This is a genomic window from Nocardioides zhouii (assembly GCF_004137345.1).
GTDB classification, from domain to species: domain Bacteria; phylum Actinomycetota; class Actinomycetes; order Propionibacteriales; family Nocardioidaceae; genus Nocardioides; species Nocardioides zhouii.
Map to the genome: position 1 here is coordinate 217,621 of NZ_SDWV01000001.1, position 17,258 is coordinate 234,878.

18 protein-coding genes are annotated in these 17,258 nt (G+C 70.5%); 8 read left to right on the forward strand and 10 right to left on the reverse strand.

The annotated features are described in order from the left end of the window. The first annotated feature begins 35 nt into the window (after positions 1 to 35). The gene (locus tag EUA94_RS01055; RefSeq protein ID WP_129423819.1) at positions 36 to 1,277 is read left to right on the forward strand and encodes a GNAT family N-acetyltransferase; all 1,242 of its coding nucleotides are present in this window, start codon (positions 36 to 38) and stop codon (positions 1,275 to 1,277) included. A 9-nt stretch (positions 1,278 to 1,286) separates the two neighbouring features. On the opposite strand, the gene EUA94_RS01060 is transcribed toward EUA94_RS01055, so the two are convergent. Next, the gene (locus EUA94_RS01060; protein WP_129423821.1) at positions 1,287 to 2,204 is read right to left on the reverse strand and encodes a DUF6910 family protein; all 918 of its coding nucleotides are present in this window, start codon (positions 2,202 to 2,204) and stop codon (positions 1,287 to 1,289) included. Between the two features lie 33 nt (positions 2,205 to 2,237). On the opposite strand from EUA94_RS01060, the gene EUA94_RS01065 reads away from it, so the two are divergent. Together EUA94_RS01065 and EUA94_RS01070 are read left to right on the forward strand one after the other, a co-directional pair. Next, positions 2,238 to 2,600 (forward strand): hypothetical protein, encoded by a 363-nt coding sequence (locus EUA94_RS01065; RefSeq protein WP_129423823.1) that lies wholly within the window; start codon positions 2,238 to 2,240, stop codon positions 2,598 to 2,600. Positions 2,601 to 2,632: 32 nt separating this feature from the next. After that, on the forward strand, positions 2,633 to 3,844 hold the full coding sequence (locus EUA94_RS01070) for a D-arabinono-1,4-lactone oxidase (protein ID WP_129423825.1): 1,212 nt from the start codon (positions 2,633 to 2,635) through the stop codon (positions 3,842 to 3,844). 18 nt (positions 3,845 to 3,862) lie between these two features. On the opposite strand, the gene EUA94_RS01075 is transcribed toward EUA94_RS01070, so the two are convergent. Both EUA94_RS01075 and EUA94_RS01080 read right to left on the reverse strand, forming a co-directional pair. Further along, positions 3,863 to 5,050, reverse strand: coding sequence for an NAD(P)-dependent malic enzyme (locus EUA94_RS01075; RefSeq protein ID WP_129423827.1), 1,188 nt, complete (start codon positions 5,048 to 5,050; stop codon positions 3,863 to 3,865). Positions 5,051 to 5,070: 20 nt separating this feature from the next. Then, positions 5,071 to 5,451 carry a S24/S26 family peptidase gene (locus EUA94_RS01080; RefSeq protein ID WP_277986069.1) on the reverse strand — a complete coding sequence of 127 codons (381 nt, stop codon included), beginning with the start codon at positions 5,449 to 5,451 and terminating at the stop codon, positions 5,071 to 5,073. Between the two features lie 64 nt (positions 5,452 to 5,515). Between EUA94_RS01080 and sodN the strand changes: the two genes are divergently transcribed. From sodN to EUA94_RS01100, 4 genes are all read left to right on the forward strand, one after another. Then, positions 5,516 to 5,917 (forward strand): superoxide dismutase, Ni, encoded by a 402-nt coding sequence (sodN, locus tag EUA94_RS01085; RefSeq protein WP_129423831.1) that lies wholly within the window; start codon positions 5,516 to 5,518, stop codon positions 5,915 to 5,917. Between the two features lie 129 nt (positions 5,918 to 6,046). Then, the gene (locus EUA94_RS01090; RefSeq protein WP_129423833.1) at positions 6,047 to 7,006 is read left to right on the forward strand and encodes an SDR family NAD(P)-dependent oxidoreductase; all 960 of its coding nucleotides are present in this window, start codon (positions 6,047 to 6,049) and stop codon (positions 7,004 to 7,006) included. A gap of 45 nt (positions 7,007 to 7,051) precedes the next feature. Continuing rightward, positions 7,052 to 7,465 carry an ATP-binding protein gene (locus tag EUA94_RS01095; RefSeq protein ID WP_129423835.1) on the forward strand — a complete coding sequence of 138 codons (414 nt, stop codon included), beginning with the start codon at positions 7,052 to 7,054 and terminating at the stop codon, positions 7,463 to 7,465. A 1-nt stretch (position 7,466) separates the two neighbouring features. Then, positions 7,467 to 8,300 carry a SigB/SigF/SigG family RNA polymerase sigma factor gene (locus tag EUA94_RS01100; protein ID WP_207210346.1) on the forward strand — a complete coding sequence of 278 codons (834 nt, stop codon included), beginning with the start codon at positions 7,467 to 7,469 and terminating at the stop codon, positions 8,298 to 8,300. On the opposite strand, the gene EUA94_RS01105 is transcribed toward EUA94_RS01100, so the two are convergent. Continuing rightward, positions 8,297 to 8,665: a hypothetical protein gene (locus tag EUA94_RS01105; RefSeq protein ID WP_129423839.1), complete on the reverse strand. Its 369-nt coding sequence runs from the start codon at positions 8,663 to 8,665 to the stop codon at positions 8,297 to 8,299. The genes EUA94_RS01100 and EUA94_RS01105 overlap by 4 nt on opposite strands. Before the next feature lie 172 nt (positions 8,666 to 8,837). Here EUA94_RS01105 and EUA94_RS01110 point away from each other — a divergent pair, with 172 nt between their 5' ends. Continuing rightward, positions 8,838 to 9,089: a WhiB family transcriptional regulator gene (locus EUA94_RS01110; protein ID WP_056601527.1), complete on the forward strand. Its 252-nt coding sequence runs from the start codon at positions 8,838 to 8,840 to the stop codon at positions 9,087 to 9,089. 10 nt (positions 9,090 to 9,099) lie between these two features. Here EUA94_RS01110 and EUA94_RS01115 read toward each other — a convergent pair whose 3' ends face one another. The 6 genes from EUA94_RS01115 to EUA94_RS01140 are packed head-to-tail and all read right to left on the reverse strand — an operon-like array spanning position 9,100 to position 17,107. Beyond that, entirely contained in the window at positions 9,100 to 10,569 is a 1,470-nt protein-coding gene (locus tag EUA94_RS01115) for a sensor histidine kinase (protein WP_129423841.1), read from the reverse strand. Positions 10,570 to 10,578: 9 nt separating this feature from the next. Beyond that, positions 10,579 to 11,607 carry a LacI family DNA-binding transcriptional regulator gene (locus EUA94_RS01120; protein WP_129423843.1) on the reverse strand — a complete coding sequence of 343 codons (1,029 nt, stop codon included), beginning with the start codon at positions 11,605 to 11,607 and terminating at the stop codon, positions 10,579 to 10,581. A gap of 22 nt (positions 11,608 to 11,629) precedes the next feature. Continuing rightward, positions 11,630 to 13,507, reverse strand: a complete 1,878-nt coding sequence (locus EUA94_RS01125) for an ABC transporter ATP-binding protein (protein ID WP_129423845.1) — start codon at positions 13,505 to 13,507, stop codon at positions 11,630 to 11,632. Between the two features lies 1 nt (position 13,508). Further along, positions 13,509 to 14,435, reverse strand: a complete 927-nt coding sequence (locus tag EUA94_RS01130; RefSeq protein ID WP_129423847.1) for an ABC transporter permease — start codon at positions 14,433 to 14,435, stop codon at positions 13,509 to 13,511. Continuing rightward, on the reverse strand, positions 14,432 to 15,421 hold the full coding sequence (locus EUA94_RS01135) for an ABC transporter permease (RefSeq protein WP_129423849.1): 990 nt from the start codon (positions 15,419 to 15,421) through the stop codon (positions 14,432 to 14,434). Before EUA94_RS01135 ends, EUA94_RS01130 begins: the two co-directional genes overlap by 4 nt. A 12-nt stretch (positions 15,422 to 15,433) precedes the next feature. Continuing rightward, positions 15,434 to 17,107: an ABC transporter substrate-binding protein gene (locus EUA94_RS01140; RefSeq protein WP_129423851.1), complete on the reverse strand. Its 1,674-nt coding sequence runs from the start codon at positions 17,105 to 17,107 to the stop codon at positions 15,434 to 15,436. Between the last annotated feature and the right edge of the window lie 151 nt (positions 17,108 to 17,258).

A 17,258-nucleotide genomic window follows, 5' to 3' on the forward strand; every position in this document is an offset into this window, starting at 1 on the left:
TTCGACCCTAGCGAAGCGGCTTCTAGGGTGGCCGGGTGGACATCGACGTACGACCGTCAGAGGACGCCGAGAAGTACCTGGCCACCGACCAGCTCGTCTGGTTCGGCGAGGTCACCGACGCCGACATCGAGCACCTGCGGCTCGGGCTGCCCGAGGACCAGCGGTTCGCGGTCGACCTGCCCGACGGGCCGCAGGACCTGCACTCCGGCGTCTACGGCGTACGCCCCATGGAGATGTCGCTGCCCGGCGGGTCGGTGGTCCCGATCGCCGGCCTCACCTGGGTCGGCGTACACCCCGACTCGCGCCGTCGCGGCGTGCTGGTCGCGATGATGACCGACCACCTCGCGCGCACCCACGACGACGGCATCGCGATCTCCGCCCTCCATGCGAGCGAGGCAGCGATCTACGGGCGCTACGGCTACGGCATCGCGGCGCTGACCCACCAGGTCGACCTCGGCAGGGGAACGACGTTCACCGCACCGCACCTCGAGGACGAGGTCGCCGGCATCACCACCCAGCTCGTGACGATGTCCGACCCCGGCGTGGCCGAGCGGATGCGCGCCTGCCAGCTCGCGCACGCCGGCGACTTCCCCGGCACGATCGTTGGCTCCTCCGACTTCTTCTCGCTCATGTCGCTCGAGCCGCCGGAGCAGCTCCGCGACAAGGAGCGTCGTCGCATCATCTTCGCGCGGCGCAACGGGGAGGACGTCGGCTTCACCGGCCTGCGCCGCGAGGACAAGTGGGAGAACGCCCGCCCGTCCGGCACCGTCGTGGTCGGCACCTTCACCGGCGGGCCTGCGGCCCGGCTGGCGCTCGCCCGCCGCGTCGTCGACCTCGACCTGATGGGCACGACCAAGCTGGAGAACATCGGGCTCGACGACCCGATCCTCGGTTGGGTCGGCGGTCCACGAGGCACCGGCGACATCAAGACCTGGGACAGCACCTGGGTCCGGCTCGTCGATCTCGGAGCCGCCTGGCCGCTCCGGGCCTACGAGGCCGACTGCGACGTGGTCGTGGAGGTCGAGGACCGCTACGCCCCGTGGAACGCAGGTCGCTGGCGGCTGACGGCCTCCGCCGGTTCCGGGTCCGCGGAGCGCACCGACGCCGCCGCCGACCTGACGCTCGACGTCAACGTCCTCGGTGCCGGCTTCCTCGGCCACGGCATCGGCGGGCTGCTCCGCGCGGGCCTGGTGAGCGAGCACCGACCGGGCGCGTACGCCGAGCTGGCACGGGCCCTGCGCACCCTCGTCGCGCCGGAGCCCTCCATCGGCTTCTGACGGGCTGGGTCAGAGCCGCACGTGGAGCGTGGCGGACCAGGACGCCGCCTCCGGATCGTCGACGTCGATGACGACGAACAGCGTCGTCGCCCTGTCGTCGTGGTCCAGCACCATCAGCCCCTCGACCTTCAGGACGGCACCGTCGAGAGTGGGAAGCGGGACGACCTCGACCACGCGATCTCCACGGATGCGCGCGAGTGCCGTCGCCGTCACCGGCCCGTCGTCGCGGGGGTTGGGGCTGTCCTCTGCGGCAGCGCAGGCGAGGATGTCGCCGTCGGGCAGTGCGACGACATCGGTCACCGCCAGGCCCACCCCGGCCACGGACCCGAGGTCGTAGTGCACGGGACGGGTGACCCGGAGGTCCGCTGCCTCGCCGCCGCGGGCTGCCGCCACGGCCGCCTCGACGTCGAGGTCGATGCTGGCCGAGGGCAGGCCGGCCGCGGGGAGGCCGCGGTGGAACCACCGCAGGCTGCCCCCCACGACGCAGGCACCCTCCAGGTTGAGCTGGTCGGGATCGATGCCGAGGGCGGCCGCGACGCTCGCGTAGACCTCGGCCATGTCGGCGACTACGACCTCCGCCTTGCCGCCGTCCAGCCGGAGGAGGCACCACCGCATCCGTCGCGGCGACGAGCCGGAGCCCATCACCAGCACCGCCGGGGCACCGTCGACGGACACTCGACACGCTGTCTCGAGGTCGGGCTTGAGGTGCTTGGTCCCCGACTCCTCGTCGAAGAGCTCGTGACCGTCGACCGGCGGCAGGAGTCGTACGCGGGTCGCCGCCGTCCCCGGGCGGAACCAGGCCGCATGGGTCGTGTCGTCCGACACCACGAGGTGGCCGTCGCCGAACGGGACGACCGCGGACGCTGCTCGCACGGGACTGCCGTCAGCGAACCGGAGCCGTTGCGCCCCGAGCACCTCGACATCCATGACGCGATGCTGCCAGAGGCGCATACTCGAGACATGGACAGGGCACGGGCCGCGCTCGCTGCGGGGATTCTCATCGTCCTCGCCGCGTTCGCGTACGGCACGGAGGTCAGCTCCTCGACGACCGTCGACGGCGTACGCGCCGACTGTGGGTCGGCCATCTCCGCCTCCTGGCTGGTGTCCGGCACGGGGGACGAGGCCTTCGACGTCGTCGGCAGCGAGACCCGGGCCGACGAGCGGCGGCACGCCGCCTGCGGCGCGGTGGTCCAGCGAGCCCGTACGGGTGTGCTGGCCACCATGGCCGCCGGCGCCCTGCTCGCCCTCGTCGGCTGGAGCTCCTACCAGCAGCCGCGTGAACGTCCGCGCTCCCCACGTCCCCAGGTCGCCTCCGACCGTTGACGGCAGGTCCGCCGCTGGTCAGGCTGACCCGCATGACCTGGACCAACTGGGTGGGCAACCAGTCCTTCGCGCCCGTCTCCTCCGCCTCCCCGCGCGACGAGGAGGAGGTCGTCGCGCTGGTGCGGCAGGCGGCCGAGCGCGGCCAGGGCGTACGCGTCGCGGGCGCCGGGCACTCGTTCACCCCGGTCGTCCAGACCGACGGGCTGCTGCTGGATCTCTCCGCCATGCGCGGCGTCGTCGCCACCGATCCCGCGGCCCGACGCGCGACCGCACTCCCCGGCACGCTGATCCGCGACTTCTACGAGCCGCTGTGGGACGTCGGCCTCGCGCTGCGCAACCAGGGCGACATCGACACCCAGCAGATCGCAGGCGCGGTCGCCACCGGCACCCACGGGTCCGGCACCCGCTACACGTCCCTGTCCGGCGTTGTACGCGGCGTACGCCTCGTGACCGCGACGGGCGACGTACGCGAGGTCGGCGAGGACGACCTGGACCTGCTGCACGCGGCGCAGGTGTCCGTCGGCATGCTCGGCGTGGTGACGCAGCTCGAGCTCGAGGTGACCGAGGCCTACCGGCTGCGCGAGCAGGTCGGCCTCCGGTCGTGGGACGACGTTATGGAGCACTGGGGCCAGCTCGTCGCGGAGCACCGCCACTTCGGGATGTTCTGGCTGCCGACCGAGGAGTCGGGCGCGCTCTACAACCTCGACGGCCACGGCGAGCGACTGGCGGACCAGTGCTACGTCAAGGTCTACGACGAGGTCGGCCCCGAGGCGCCGGACGACGACACCGTCGGTCGCCGGGTCGACCGGTGCTACCGCATCTTCCCGATGGTCTACGACCCCAACTTCCACGAGCTCGAGTACTTCGTTGCGCTCGACCGGGCACCGGAGGCCCTCGCCGCCATGCGCGAGCTGATGCAGCGCAGCCTGCCGGACTCCGTCTACCCGCTCGAGGTGCGCACGGTCGGTCCCGACGAGGCGTTCCTCTCCCCGCAGTACGGCACGCCGACCGTCGTCATCTCGGTGTCGGGCACGCCGGGCACCGACTACTGGGCCTACCTCCGCTCGGTCGACGCCCTCCTCGCCGACTACGACGCCCGCGTCCACTGGGGCAAGCTCCACTTCATGACCCCCGAGCGCCTCCACGCGCTCTACCCCCGCGCCGCCGACTTCATCGCCCTGAGGCGCGAGCTCGACCCGGACGGCATGTTCCTCAACGACCACCTGCGCCCGCTGTTCGCGTAGCCGCCTGCCCGGAGCCGGTCAGCGGCGGGCGACCCCGTCGGCGCGAGCGGCGGCGGCGACGGCCGTACGCACCGCACCCGGCACGCGGGGGTCGAAGGGGGACGGGATGACGAGGTCCTCGCGGAGGTCATCTCCGACCAACGACGCAAGCGCAGTCGCGGCGGCGACCTTCATGCCCTCGGTGATCGCTGAGGCGTGGACGTCGAAGGCGCCACGGAAGATGCCGGGGAAGGCCAGCACGTTGTTGATCTGGTTGGGGTAGTCGGAGCGCCCGGTGGCGACCACGCGGGCGTACTTGTGGGCGAGGTCGGGGTGCACCTCGGGCGTCGGGTTGGCGAGGCCGAAGATGATCGCCTCGGGCGCCATCGAGGCCACGACCTCCTCGGGGACCTGTCCGCCGGAGACGCCGATGTAGACGTCGGCGCCGGCCATCACGTCGGCCAGGGTGCCCCGGCGGCCGAACACGTCGGCCGTGTCGCGGGCGAGCGCGGCCTTCACGGAGGTCAGGTCGTTGCGCGACGAGTTGAGCACGCCCTGCCGGTCGAGCACGGCGATGTCGCGCACGCCCGCCTCCAGCAGGATGCGGGCCACGGCGACGCCCGCCGCACCGGCGCCCTGCACCACGACGCGTACGGTCGCGGCGTCGCGGCCGGTCAGGCGCAGCGCGTTGGTCAGCGCGGCGAGCGCGACGACGGCGGTGCCGTGCTGGTCGTCGTGGAAGACGGGGATGTCGAGGAGCGACTTGAGCCGCGCCTCGATCTCGAAGCAGCGCGGCGCCGAGATGTCCTCGAGGTTGATCCCGCCGAAGCTCGGCGCCAGCCGCACGACGGTCTCGATGATCTCCTCGACGTCGGTGGTGTCGAGGCAGATCGGCACGGCGTCCACGCCGCCGAACTGCTTGAAGAGGACGGCCTTGCCCTCCATCACCGGCATCGCCGCGGCGGGGCCGATGTCTCCCAGGCCGAGGACGGCGGTGCCGTCGGTGACGATCGCGACGGTGTTGGGCACCCACGTGTAGTGCTGGGTCATCGACGGGTCGGCGGCGATCGCCTCGCAGACCCGCGCGACACCGGGCGTGTACGCCAGCGACAGCTCGTCGGGACCGGTGAGGGCCACCGTCGAGACGGTCTCCATCTTGCCGCCGACATGCAGGTCGAAGACGGGGTCACCAGCGAAGGGGTGCGGCCGATCGTTGCCCTGGTCCATGGCCGCGATACTCGCACAGCTCAGGTGCGCGACAGCCTGCGTCCCAGACGTGGCGAAGGCCACACCCGCAGTCGTACGACGCCCAGCACGTGGTCGTCGGGGACCGGTCCGCGGTGCCGCGAGTCGACACCCTCGTCGGGGTTGTCGCTCACCAGCCACCACCCGTCCCCGCCAGTGCGCGTACGCCGTCGCTCCCCCGCCCGCTTGACCGCCAGCGTGCCGTCGGCGAAGCGGGTCACGACGAGGTCCCCGGGACTGACGCGGGCACCGTGCCGGACCAGCAGGAGGTCGCCCGCACGGAGGGTAGGAAGCATCGAGCGACCCCGCACGCGGGCGGTCCCGAAGGGCGCTCCGGAGGCACCACCCCATCGGGCGAGACCCCGGTTTCGACCCCTCTGCACGCGGAGTAGTGTCGCAGCCAGATGCCCTACCCGATTGATGTGTCCCCAGATCGAGAGGAACCAGATGCTTCGCCACCTGCTTGCCCCGACCGTCGAGGTCTCCGCCCACTGCGACCTGCCCTGCGGTGTCTACGACCCCGCCCAGGCACGCATCGAGGCCGAGTCGATCAAGGCGATCATCGCCAAGGTCGCCGACAACGACGACCCGGACTTCCGGACGCGGGCCGTCCTCATCAAGGAGCAGCGCTCCGAGCTGGTCAAGCACCACCTCTGGGTGCTCTGGACCGACTACTTCAAGCCCCCGCACTTCGAGAAGTACCCCCAGCTCCACATCCTCGTCAACGAGGCCACCAAGCTCGCCGGTGCCTCGGGCACCAAGGGTGAGCTCGACGCCGGCAAGGCCGACGAGCTGCTCGCCAAGATCGACGAGATCGCCGAGATCTTCTGGGAGACGAAGAAGGCTTGATCAGACGCGGCGGAGCCGCGACTGCTCAAGCCTTCTTCTGAGCAGCTTGCTGCTTCGTCCCCAGCACTCGGACCCGGCTGCCCTCGCGGCAGCCGGGTCCGCTGCTTTCCTCACCACGACTGGAGCGCCATGACCACCTGCATCACCACCCCCTTCGACGCCACCAGCACGGCCGCGGAGGTGGTCGCCGGCCTCGACCTGACCGGGCGGCGCGCCCTGGTGACGGGCGGGGCGGCCGGCATCGGGCTGGAGACCGCCCGCGCGCTGGCGGGAGCCGGCGCCCAGGTGACCCTGGCGGTCCGTGACGTCGGAGCCGGTCGTACGGCCGCGCGCGACATCGCGACGAGCACGGGCAACGACGCAGTGGCCCTCGGCCACCTCGACCTCGCCGACCTGGGGTCAGTGGAAGCGCTGGTCGCCGCATGGGACGAGCCGCTCCACATCCTGGTGAACAACGCGGGGATCATGGCCAGCCCGGAGGCGTACACCCCACAGGGCTGGGAGCTGCAGTTCGCCACCAACCACCTCGGCCACTTCGCGCTGGCGCTCGGCCTGCACGAGGCCCTCGCCGCAGCCGAGGACGCCCGCGTCGTGTCGGTCAGCTCGAGCGGCCACGGCAATGCGCCGGTGGACTTCGACGACCTCTTCTTCGACCGCCGCCCGTACGACGCCGGGACCGCCTACGGCCAGTCCAAGACCGCCAACGTGCTCTTCGCCGTCGAGGCCCACCGCCGCTGGTCAGGGGACGGCATCACCACCAACGCGCTCATGCCCGGAGGCGTGTGGACCGGCCTCCAGCAGCACTGGGACCCGAAGACCCTGGCCGCCACCAAGGCGCAGGTCCCCGCGACCGATGCCTCCGGAATGGGGGTCAAGACGCCCCAGCAGGGTGCCGCGACGTCCGTGCTCCTTGCGACCTGGCCCGGAGTGCAGGGGGTGGGCGGCGGCTACTTCGAGGACTGCCACGAGGCAGAGGTCGTCGACCAGATTCCCGACGGCCTGCACGGCGTCTGCGCCTACGCCCTCGACCCCCTGGCGGCGGAACGCCTCTGGGACGTGTCGGCCTCGCTGGTGGCGAACGCGCACTAGGGTGTGGCCCAGCACATCAGCCTCGAGGACGGGACGCGGACGCAGATGTCAGACACACACGGGGACGATCGCGCCGACGTCGAGCTCCGACTACCGGCCGAGGGCGCCTACGCGACGGTGGTACGGACGACGGCAGCCGGGCTGGCCGCGCGCCTCGACTTCACCATCGACGACATCGAGGACCTGCGCATCGCGATCGGCGAGGCCACCGCGCTGGCCATCCCCGAGGCCGACCCCGGCACCGACATGGTGGCCTGCTTCTTCTTCGGCCGCGGCTCGATGACGGTCACGCTCGAGACCGAGGCGATGGACGATCCCCCGCTCGACACCGAGAGCTTCGCCTGGCAGGTGCTGGACACGATGGCGCAGGACGCGTCGGCCGGTCCGGAGGGCGGGCGCTTCACGGTCCGATTCACCGTGACGTCCCATGTCGCCGAGGGGTCGGGTGCCGAGCGCTGACATGAGCGCACACACGGGGGAAGGGGTGGCGGGGGCCGCCGAGCACCGCACGATCGACGAGGTCGCGACGAGCGGGCTCGACCTGCTGCGCGCCCGCAGCGCCGAGCTGTTCTCGGTGCTGCGCGACGACGACGCGAGCGACGCCACCCGCTCGGTGGCCCGCGACGACCTGGTGCACCTGCACCTCTCGCTGGTCGAGCACTGCGCGCGCCGCTTCCGCAACCGCGGCGAGCCGTTCGTGGACCTGGTGCAGGTCGGCACGATCGGGCTGATTAAGGCCGTCGACCGCTTCGAGACCGACCGCGGCGTCGAGTTCTCGACCTATGCCACCCCGACGGTCATCGGGGAGATCAAGCGGCACTTCCGCGACAAGGGCTGGGCGATCCGGGTGCCCCGGCGCCTGCAGGAGCTCCGGATGCAGATCGGCGGCGCGACCGGCGAGCTCACCCAGAAGCTGGGCCGCTCCCCCACTCCGCGCGAGCTCGCCGAGGTCATCGGCTGTACCGTCGAGGAGATCATGGAGGGCATCGAGTCCTCCCACGCCTACGCCACGCTCTCGCTCGACGCCTCGGACGACTCCGACGACGGGCCCCCGGCGATGCTCGCCACGCTCGGCATCGAGGACGCCAACATCGAGCACGTCGAGATCCGCGAGTCGATCAAGCCGCTGCTCGAAGGCCTCGGCGAGCGCGAGAAGCGGATTCTGCTGCTGCGGTTCTTCAAGAACATGACCCAGTCGCAGATCGCCGAGGAGATCGGCGTCTCGCAGATGCACGTGTCCCGGCTGCTGACCCGCACGCTCGCCCAGCTGCGTACGTCGCTCGAGGCCGACTAGTCTTCCAGCAACTCGGTGCTGGCGGGGTGCACCAGGCCTGCGATGACGACCAGCGCCACCACGGCCAGCCCGAGCGACAGCACCTTGGTCGCACCGTCCCAGAGGTTCCACGCGAGCCCCAGCACGATGAGCTGGGCCATCACGACCGGGCCGCGCGCCCAGCGGCTGGCGCGCCACAGCGACCAGGCGCACCACGCGAGTGCGACACCGGCGCCGACGAAGAAGGCGGCCGTCGTGACGCCCATTGTCAGCCGGACGGAGTTCAGGCTGGCGACCTCCAGCAGGCCCAGGCCGACCATCATCACGGCCTCGACCGCGGTCAGCGAGGCCGCCACGACGAGGGGCGGCGGGGACGTAACAGGCACTCGCCCACCCTAGTTGTGACCGACACGACGACGGTGGGGGGTTGTGTGAACGTTCAAAGGTTGCGAGTCTTGTCGCTGCCCGCCCCACGGAACGTACTGAGGCGCGCCCGGGCCACGCTGATCGTCCGACAACAGCACCTTGCCTGTGACAGAAAGAGGGAATTCCCCACTCATGGATTGGCGCAGCCGCTCCGCATGCCTCGACGAGGACCCTGAGCTGTTCTTCCCAATCGGCAACACCGGGCCGGCCATCCTCCAGATCGAGGAGGCCAAGCAGGTGTGCCGACGATGCGAGGTGCGCGAACAGTGCCTGGCCTGGGCCCTGGAGGCCGGTCAGGACCACGGAGTGTGGGGTGGCCTCAGCGAGGACGAGCGTCGCGCGCTGAAGCGCCGCAACGCCCGCGCCCGCATCCGCACCGCCTGACCGACCCGACCTAGTCGACGGGCAGGTCCGCCTGCACCCGGGTGCCCCGGCTCCCGGGACCGATCTCGAGCACGCCCCCGAGCTCGGACTCGACGAGCGTGCGCACGATGGACAACCCGAGCTGGGTCGACCCGTCGAGGTCGAAGTCGTCGGGCAGCCCACGGCCGTCGTCCTCGACGACCACGTGCAGCCGCCCGACGATCCGTCGCGCGGTCACCACGACGCGTCCGGCGGAGCGGTCTGTCAGGCCGGCGTAGCCGTGCTCGACGGCGTTCTGCAGGAGCTCGGTCAGCACCATCGCCAACGGCGTCGCGGCCTCCGACGACAGCTTGCCGAACGAGCCCTCGCGGACGACCCGCACGGGCACCTCGACCCCGCTGACGTCGACGACCATGGCACCGAGCCGGTCGGCGATGTCGTCGAAGTCGACGGTCTCCTCGAGCGCGTGGCTCAGCGTCTCGTGGACGATCGCGATCGAGCCCACCCGGCGTACGGCCTCCTCCAGCGCGGCCTTGGCGTCCTCGGCCTGCGTACGCCGTGCCTGCAGGCGCAGCAGCGCGGCGACGGTCTGGAGGTTGTTCTTCACCCGGTGGTGGATCTCGCGGATCGTGACGTCCTTGGTGACCAGCTCGCGGTCGCGGCTGCGGAGGTCGGTCACGTCGCGCACCAGGAGCAGCGCCCCGCTGCGGTCGCCCTGCGGGCGGAGCGGGATGCTGCGCACGATCAGCGTCACCTCGTCGGTGCCGACCTCGGTCGCCCGGCCGTCGCGGCCGCCCAGCACCGCGCTCAGCGTCTCCTCGTCGGGCCGCTTGCGCACCGGCACCAGGTCGCGGGTGAGGTCGGTCAGCACCAGCCCGGCGAGGTCGCCCTGCAGGCCGAGCCGCCGGTAGGCCGAGAGACCGTTGGGGCTGGCGTAGACGACCTTGCCCGCGGGGTCGAGCCGGACGAACCCGTCACCCACCCGCGGTGAGTCGGCGTGGTCGCTGCGCTGTCCCGGCAGCGGGAAGTGTCCCGACGCGATCATCTGGGTCAGCTCGGCCGCGGTCTGGAGATAGCTCAGCTCGAGCCGGCTGGGAGTGCGTACGCCGAGCAGGTTGGTGTTGCGGGCGATGTGGGCGATCACCCGGCCGGCCCGGCGTACGGGGATGACCTCGACCCGCACCGGCACGTCGTCGCGCCACTCGGGGTCGCCCTCGCGCACCAGCCGTCCGGTCGCGAACGACTCGTCGAGCATCCGACGACGCCCGGTCGGGATGAAGGTGCCCAGCACGTCGTCGACCAGCGCGGTCGGCCCGGTGGTCGGGCGCATCTGGCCGCCGGCCCAGTAGCCCCTGCCCTCCCGGTCGGGCAGCCAGAGCACCAGGTCGGCGAACGAGAGGTCCGCGAGGATCTGCCAGTCCGCCATCAGCAGCTGGAGCCACGCGACGTCGTCCTCGCCCAGCTCGGTGTGGGCTCGCACGAGCTCGTGGAGGGAGGGCACCGGACCACCCTAGGCCGCGGTCGGGCCGTCCCACTCGCAGCCGCAGGAACCGCGGACCACCAGCCGGGTGGGCAGCACCTGCGGGCGCACGTCGTGGGTGCGCCCCTCGATGCGCTCGTGGAGCCGGATCGCCGCCCAGTGGCCGAGCGAGCGCATCGGCTGGAGCACCGTGGTCAGCCCCGGGTTCGCGTAGCGCGCGGTCATCAGGTCGTCGAAGCCGACGACGGCCAGGTCCTCGGGGACCCTGACCCCCTGCCGGGACAGCACCGACATCATCGCGACGGCGAGCTCGTCGTTGGCGCACACCAGGGCGTCCGCGGGCTCGGCGAGGTCCCGGACCGCGGCGACGGCCTCCGGGCCGCTGCCCTCCTCGAGCGCCACCAGCACCGGCGGCCGCGCCTCGTACGCGGTCGAGCGGGCGAGCGCGGCCCGGAAGCCGGCGTAGCGCTCGGTCACGTCGTGGGAGTCGGCCGGGTCGCCGACGAAGACGAACCGCTGCCGGCCGTGGCGCAGCAGGTGGTCGGTGAGCTCCTGGGCCGCGCGCACGTTCTCGACCAGCACCGTGTCGCACCCGTGCACCGGGTTGCGGGCCACCAGCACGGTCGGCGTCCCGCGGCAGGTGTGGCGTACGAACGCGTCGGAGACCGTGTCGTTGGCCAGCACCAGGCCGTCGACGCGGCCGAGCAGTCGGCGTACGGCCTCCTCGAGGTCGGCCGTCGGAGAGGCCAGCTGGATCACCACCGACTGGCCGTAGCGCGCCGCGGCGGCCTCGAAGCCGGTGAGGAGCTCGGAGTAGTAGGGGCCGTTGAGCCCGGGGAGCACCAGCCCGTGCGTCTGGTGGCGGGGCACGTCGACCTTGCGAGCCGCCCGCAGCGGGATGTACTCCAGCTCCTGGACCGCCTGGAGCACCTTGCGGCGCGTGGTCGGCGACGTCGGCGCCGTGCCGCGCAGCACGCGCGACACGGTGGCGATCGAGACTCCGGCACGGTCGGCCACGGTGTAGATGGTGACCGGACGGTCGGCCGGCTCTGTGCTCACTCCCCCAGCCTAGGGTCCGGAGTCAGAACGGGTTGGGCACCGCATCGAGGAGCGTGCGGGTGTAGGGGTCCTGCGGGTCGCGGATGACCTGCAGCACCGGCCCCTGCTCGACGACGCGTCCCTCGTTGAGCACGATCACCTCGTCGGCGAGCATCCGCGCGCTGAGCAGGTCGTGGGTGATGTAGAGGATGCCCACGTCGTGGTCCTGGACGAGGTCGTTGAGCAGCTCGAGGATCTCGGCGCGGATGGAGACGTCGAGGCTCGAGATCGGCTCGTCGGCCACGATCACCTCCGGCAGCACCGCGAGCGCTCGGGCGATCACGACGCGTTGCCGCTGGCCGCCGGAGAGCTCGTACGCGTAGCGGTTGATGAAGCGGTCGGCCGGGGTGAGGGCGACCGTCTCGAGCAACTCCTCGACGCGCTTGCGGCGGGCGTCACCCTTGAGGCCGTGGTAGTTCACCAGCGGCCGCTCGAGGATCTGGCCGAGCCGCTTGGTCGGGTTGAGCGCGGAGTAGGGGTCCTGGAACACCATCTGCACATGGCTGCGATAGCTGCGGAGCGCGCGGCCGCGGAACGACGCGACCTCCTGGTCGCCGTCGGGGCCGTGGAAGACGATGCGCCCCTCGGTCGGGCTGTCGATACCGGTGATCATCCGCGCCAGCGTCGACTTGCCGCTGCCGCTCTGGCCGACCAGCGCGGTGACCGCGCCCTTGCGGAGCACGAAGCTCGTGTCGGCGACCGCGACGGTGCGGTCGACCTTCAGCCCGCGCCGCTTCTCGAACACCTTCGTCACGTTGTCGACGGTGAGCACGATGTCGCGCTCCCGGGCGTGGGCCGACTCGTCGGCGGTCTTGACGAACTCCGGGCCGACGAAGCGCCGGTTGCGCTCGGGCAGCTCGATGCCGTCCGCGCCAACGAGCCGGTGCAGCGCCGCGACGTGGCAGGCCACCTCGCCCGACTCGATCGGGAGCAGCTCGGGGTACTCGGTCAGGCAACGGTCGATCTTCTCGGGGCAGCGCGGCGCGAAGCTGCAGCCCTCGGAGACGAGGCTGAGGTCCGGCGGGCGCCCCGGGATGTAGGTGATCCGTACGGTCTCGGCGCGCGGGTCGCCGTACGAGCCAAGCAGCCCCTTCGTGTACGGGTGCAGCGGCTCGCGGAGCAGCTCGGCGGCCGTCTGGTCCTCGACGATCCGCCCGGAGTACATCACCAGGATCCGGTCCGAGAGGTCGAGCACCGTGCCGATGTCGTGGCTGATGAAGAGGACCGCGAAGCCCTTCTCCTCCTGCAGCTTGCGGACGTTCTGCAGGATCGAGTGCTGCACGACGACGTCGAGGCCGGTGGTGGGCTCGTCGAGGAGCACGAGCTTGGGGTCGAGGGCGAGCGCCAGCGCGAGGTTGACGCGCTGCTTCATGCCCCCCGAGAGCTCATGCGGGAACGCCGTGATGAACCGGTGGTCGATGAAGACCATGTCGAAGAGCTCGCGGACCCGCGCGGACACGTCCTCGCCGCGCAGGTCGGAGTGCTGCTCGATCGCGTCGCGGAACTGCGGCTCGATCCGGACGACGGGGTTGAGCGAGTTCATGCTGCTCTGGAACACGGTGGACAGGTCGCGCCAGCGGATCGCGCGCAGCTCGTCCTGGTCGAGGTGGGTGATGTCCGTGCCGTCGAACATGATCGTGCCGTTGCTGATCCGACCGGGCTTCTCCAGCAGCCGCAGCAGCGCGGTGGCCAGGGTCGTCTTGCCCGAGCCCGACTCCCCGATGAGGCCGACGAACTCTCCGGGCGCGATGGTGAAGTTGACGTCCTGGACCGCCGTCAGCGACCGGCTCGCCTTCGGCTCGTAGCGGACCTCGAGGTTGCGGACCTCGAGGAGGGGTGTGCCCTCGTTCGGCCTGGCCATGTCAGTCCTCCCGCAGGTGGGGGTTGCTCAGCAGGTCCACGCCGAAGTTGATGAAGGACATGGCCGTGATGAGGATGGCCAGCGCCAGGCCGGGCGCGAAGATCCAGGTGAGCAGGCCCTGCTGGATCGCCCCCTGGGCGTCGGCCTGGTAGAGCATGGTGCCCCACGAGACGGAGCGCGTGTCACCGAGCCCGAGGACCGCGAGGCCAGCCTCGGCACCGACCGCGCCGGTGGCGGCACCGACGAATCCGGCCACGACCAGCGAGCTCATGTTGGGCATGATCTCGGAGAAGATGATCCGCGCCGATCCCTCTCCGGAGAACTTGGCCGACGTGACGAAGTCGCGGTTGCGGAGCGTGATGATCTGCGCCCGCTTGCCACGCGCGGCGCCTGCCCAGGACGTGAGGGCGATGATGCCGACGATGAGCCACACGCCGCGAGTGTCGGAGTAGGCGACCAGCGTGATGATGAGCGGGAGCGCGGGGATCACCAGGGCGACGTTGGTGACGAAGCTCAGCACGTCGTCGACGATCGTGCCCTCGGTGTAGCCGGACACCAGTCCGACGACGAGCGCGATCGCGGTCGCGAGCGCGCCGCCGAACAGCCCGACGAGCAGCGAGATGCGGCTGCCGAAGATGAGCTGGGAGGCGATGTCACGACCGTTGGTGTTGGTGCCGAGCCAGTGCTCGCCCGAGGGCGGCAGGAGTGGGGTGAAGCTGCCGTCGAGCGGGTCGTGGGGAGCGATGAGCGGAGCGAAGACCGCCATCAGGACGTAGAGCCCGAGGATGACCAGCCCGACGCGGGCCTTCTTGCTCGACCAGACCACCTGCCACCAGCTGTCGGGGGTCGTCGAGCTCCCGACCTGCTCGACGGCCTGGCCCTGGTCGGGCTCGCCCTCCGCCATGAAGTCGTTCGGGGTGGTGCTCATCCCTCTGCCCTCCGTGCCCTCGGGTCCAGCACGCCGTAGAGCAGGTCGGCGATCAGGTTCGCGATCAGGACGCCGGTGGTGGTGAGGAGCATCAGCGTCTGCAGCAGGGGGTAGTCCTTGTTGCTCACGGCCTCACCCATCAGCCGGCCCAGGCCGGGGTAGTCGAACACGGTCTCCACCAGGATCGTCCCGCCGAGGACGCTGCCGAGCGCCAGCGCGAAGCCGGTGACGCTCGGCAGCAGCGCGTTGCGGGCGGCGTACCTCAGTGCGACGGTGCGATCGGGAAGACCCTTGGCCTTGGCCAGCCGGATGTAGTCCTCGCCGAGGTTCATGATCATCGTGTTGCGCATGCCGAGGATCCAGCCGATGGGCGTCACGATCAGGAGCGCGACCGCCGGCAGCGTCGAGTGCGAGAGCACCTCCTCGATGAAGAACATGTTCAGGCCGGGGGTCGAGGCGGAGTAGCCGCCAGAGGTGGGGAACCAGCCCAGCGTGTAGCCGAACACGTAGAGCAGCACCAGGGCGATCCAGAACGGCTGCAGAGTGCCGAGGAACGTCGAGCCGAGGGTGATCGTCGTGTCCAGCTTGGAGTTGCGCCGCCAGGCTGCGTACGCCCCGAGCACGATGCCGACCACGAACGAGATGATCTGCGTGACGACCACCAGGCCGACGGTCCACCAGATCGCCTGGCCGATGACCTCGGCCACCGAGAACGGGTAGTAGGTGTAGGACACCCCGAAGTCCCCACGGAGCAGGTCGGCGAGGTAGGCCCAGTACTGCGTCCACAGCGACCCGTCGGGCGCCCCGAGCATCGAGCGCATCGCCTCGACCTGGGCCGTGTCGAGCTGGCTGTCCTTCCCCTGCAGCCGACGCACCATCAGCTCGGCAGGGTCACCCGGCTGGAGCCGGGGGATCATGAAGTTGAGCGTGACGACGGCCCACAGGGTGCCGAGGAAGAACCCCAGCTTGCGGAGGAAGTATCTCACCGACGTGTCGACTCAGCTCGGCGGCGTCAGGTGCGTCATCACCAGGAGCCGGTCGTCCGCGCCGCTGGCGTAGGCGTCGTCCTCGGTCGGCCAGCCCTCGGCGTTCTCGGTGCGGTAGATCGTCCGCGAGGGGGCGTAAATCAGTGCAGTGACCGGGTACTCGGTCATCATCACGTCGACCAGCTCTCCCAGGAACGGCTTCTGCTCCTCGCGGTCCGTCGCACCCGAGAGTCCGTCGATCGCGTCGTCGGTCGCCGGGTCGGAGTAGCGACCGACGTTGGGGAGGATGTCCTGCTCGGTCGGGAACTGCTTGCTGCTCAGCTTGGAACCGAGGTTGCGGGCCAGCTCGCACCCGCCGTGCAGGTACTCCAGGACGACGTCGAAGTCGCCCGTCTTCTTCTGCTCGTCGACCGACTCGGGAGCCGACGCGGTGACCTTGGTGTCCACACCGAGGTCGTTGAGGTTGTCGGTGACGACCTCGGCGATGGCCTCGTAGTCGATGAAGCCCGCCTGCACGGAGAAGTTGATGGACAGCGGGCTGCCATCGGGCAGGGTGCGATTGCCGCCTGCCCCTTCCTCGTAGCCGGCCGCGTCGAGCATCTCGCGAGCCTTGTCGGGGTCGTAGGGCAGGACGGTGTCGGCGCTGGCGAACTCCTCGGGGAGCAGGTCCTCCATCGCGGGGAGCTTGAGGCCTGTCTGGCTGGCCGGCGCCATGATCCCGTAGATGCCCTTCTGCGACATCGCCTCCTTGTCCATGCCGAAGGAGATCGCCTCGCGGAACTTCGGGTCGCTCCACGGCTCCTCGGTCAGGTTGCCGGTCAGCACGGTCTCGCCGGCGGGGGCGTAGAAGTAGTGGTTGTTCTCCGGGTCCTTCTCGACCAGGGTCTTCTCCGGGTTGGGGATGTCGCCGTAGTAGGCGTCGATCTCGCCGTTCTCGAGCTTGAGGGCAGCCTGCGAGGAGTCGAAGATGCCCTCCTGGACGATCTTCTCCACCTTGATCTTGTCGGCCTGCCAGTAGTCGTCACGACGGGCCAGGGTGAGCCGGCGGCCGTTGTAGCTCTCGACCTCGAACGGTCCCGTCCCGACCGGCTCCTTGTCGACGTACGTCGTCGGGTCGTCGACCTCGGAGTAGATGTGCTCCGGAAGGATCTTGGTGGAGATGACGCCGTCGTACTTGGCGGCGGCGTTGCCCTCGAAGGTGATGACCACTTGGTTGCCGTCGGCCTCGACCGAGCTGGCCGGTGCGCCGAACGTGTCGTTCCAGAGTCCGGCCTTGTCCATGCCGGGGAACTCCTTCTGGAGATTCATCGTGAAGGCGACGTCGTCCGCGGTGAAGTCCTCGCCGTCGCTCCACTTCACGCCCTCGCGGATGTCGAGCGTCAGCTTGTCGCCCCCGTCCCACGTGGCGCCGGTGGCGAGCCACGGGGTCTCCTCGCAGGTGAGGTTGTTGCGCACGATCAACGGCTCGTAGAGCCACACGGCCGTCAGCGGCGTCGGCGAGTAGGGGTTGTAGTTGCCGAGCCCTCCGACCGTCGCGTCGACCTCGGCGGGGAAGGTCAGCTGGGCGATCATCCCGTCCGCGCCGCCCCCCGATTCCTTGTCCTTGGCGCTTCCCGCGCAACCGGCGGTGGCGAGGGCGAGCGCGAGCCCGCCGACGAGCAGTGAGGGGGTCTTCGACATGCGCATGGAGCTGGCCTCCCGAGGCGTGGGTAGGTGCCCAACGTGACCGGCGCCACATCGCCTGTCAACCGCCCCGAGGGATGTAAGTAGTTACATGCAGAGCTTCACGCGTGGGGCTCCAGTTACATCTATTTACAAGGGCTCTCGGGCCTGACGT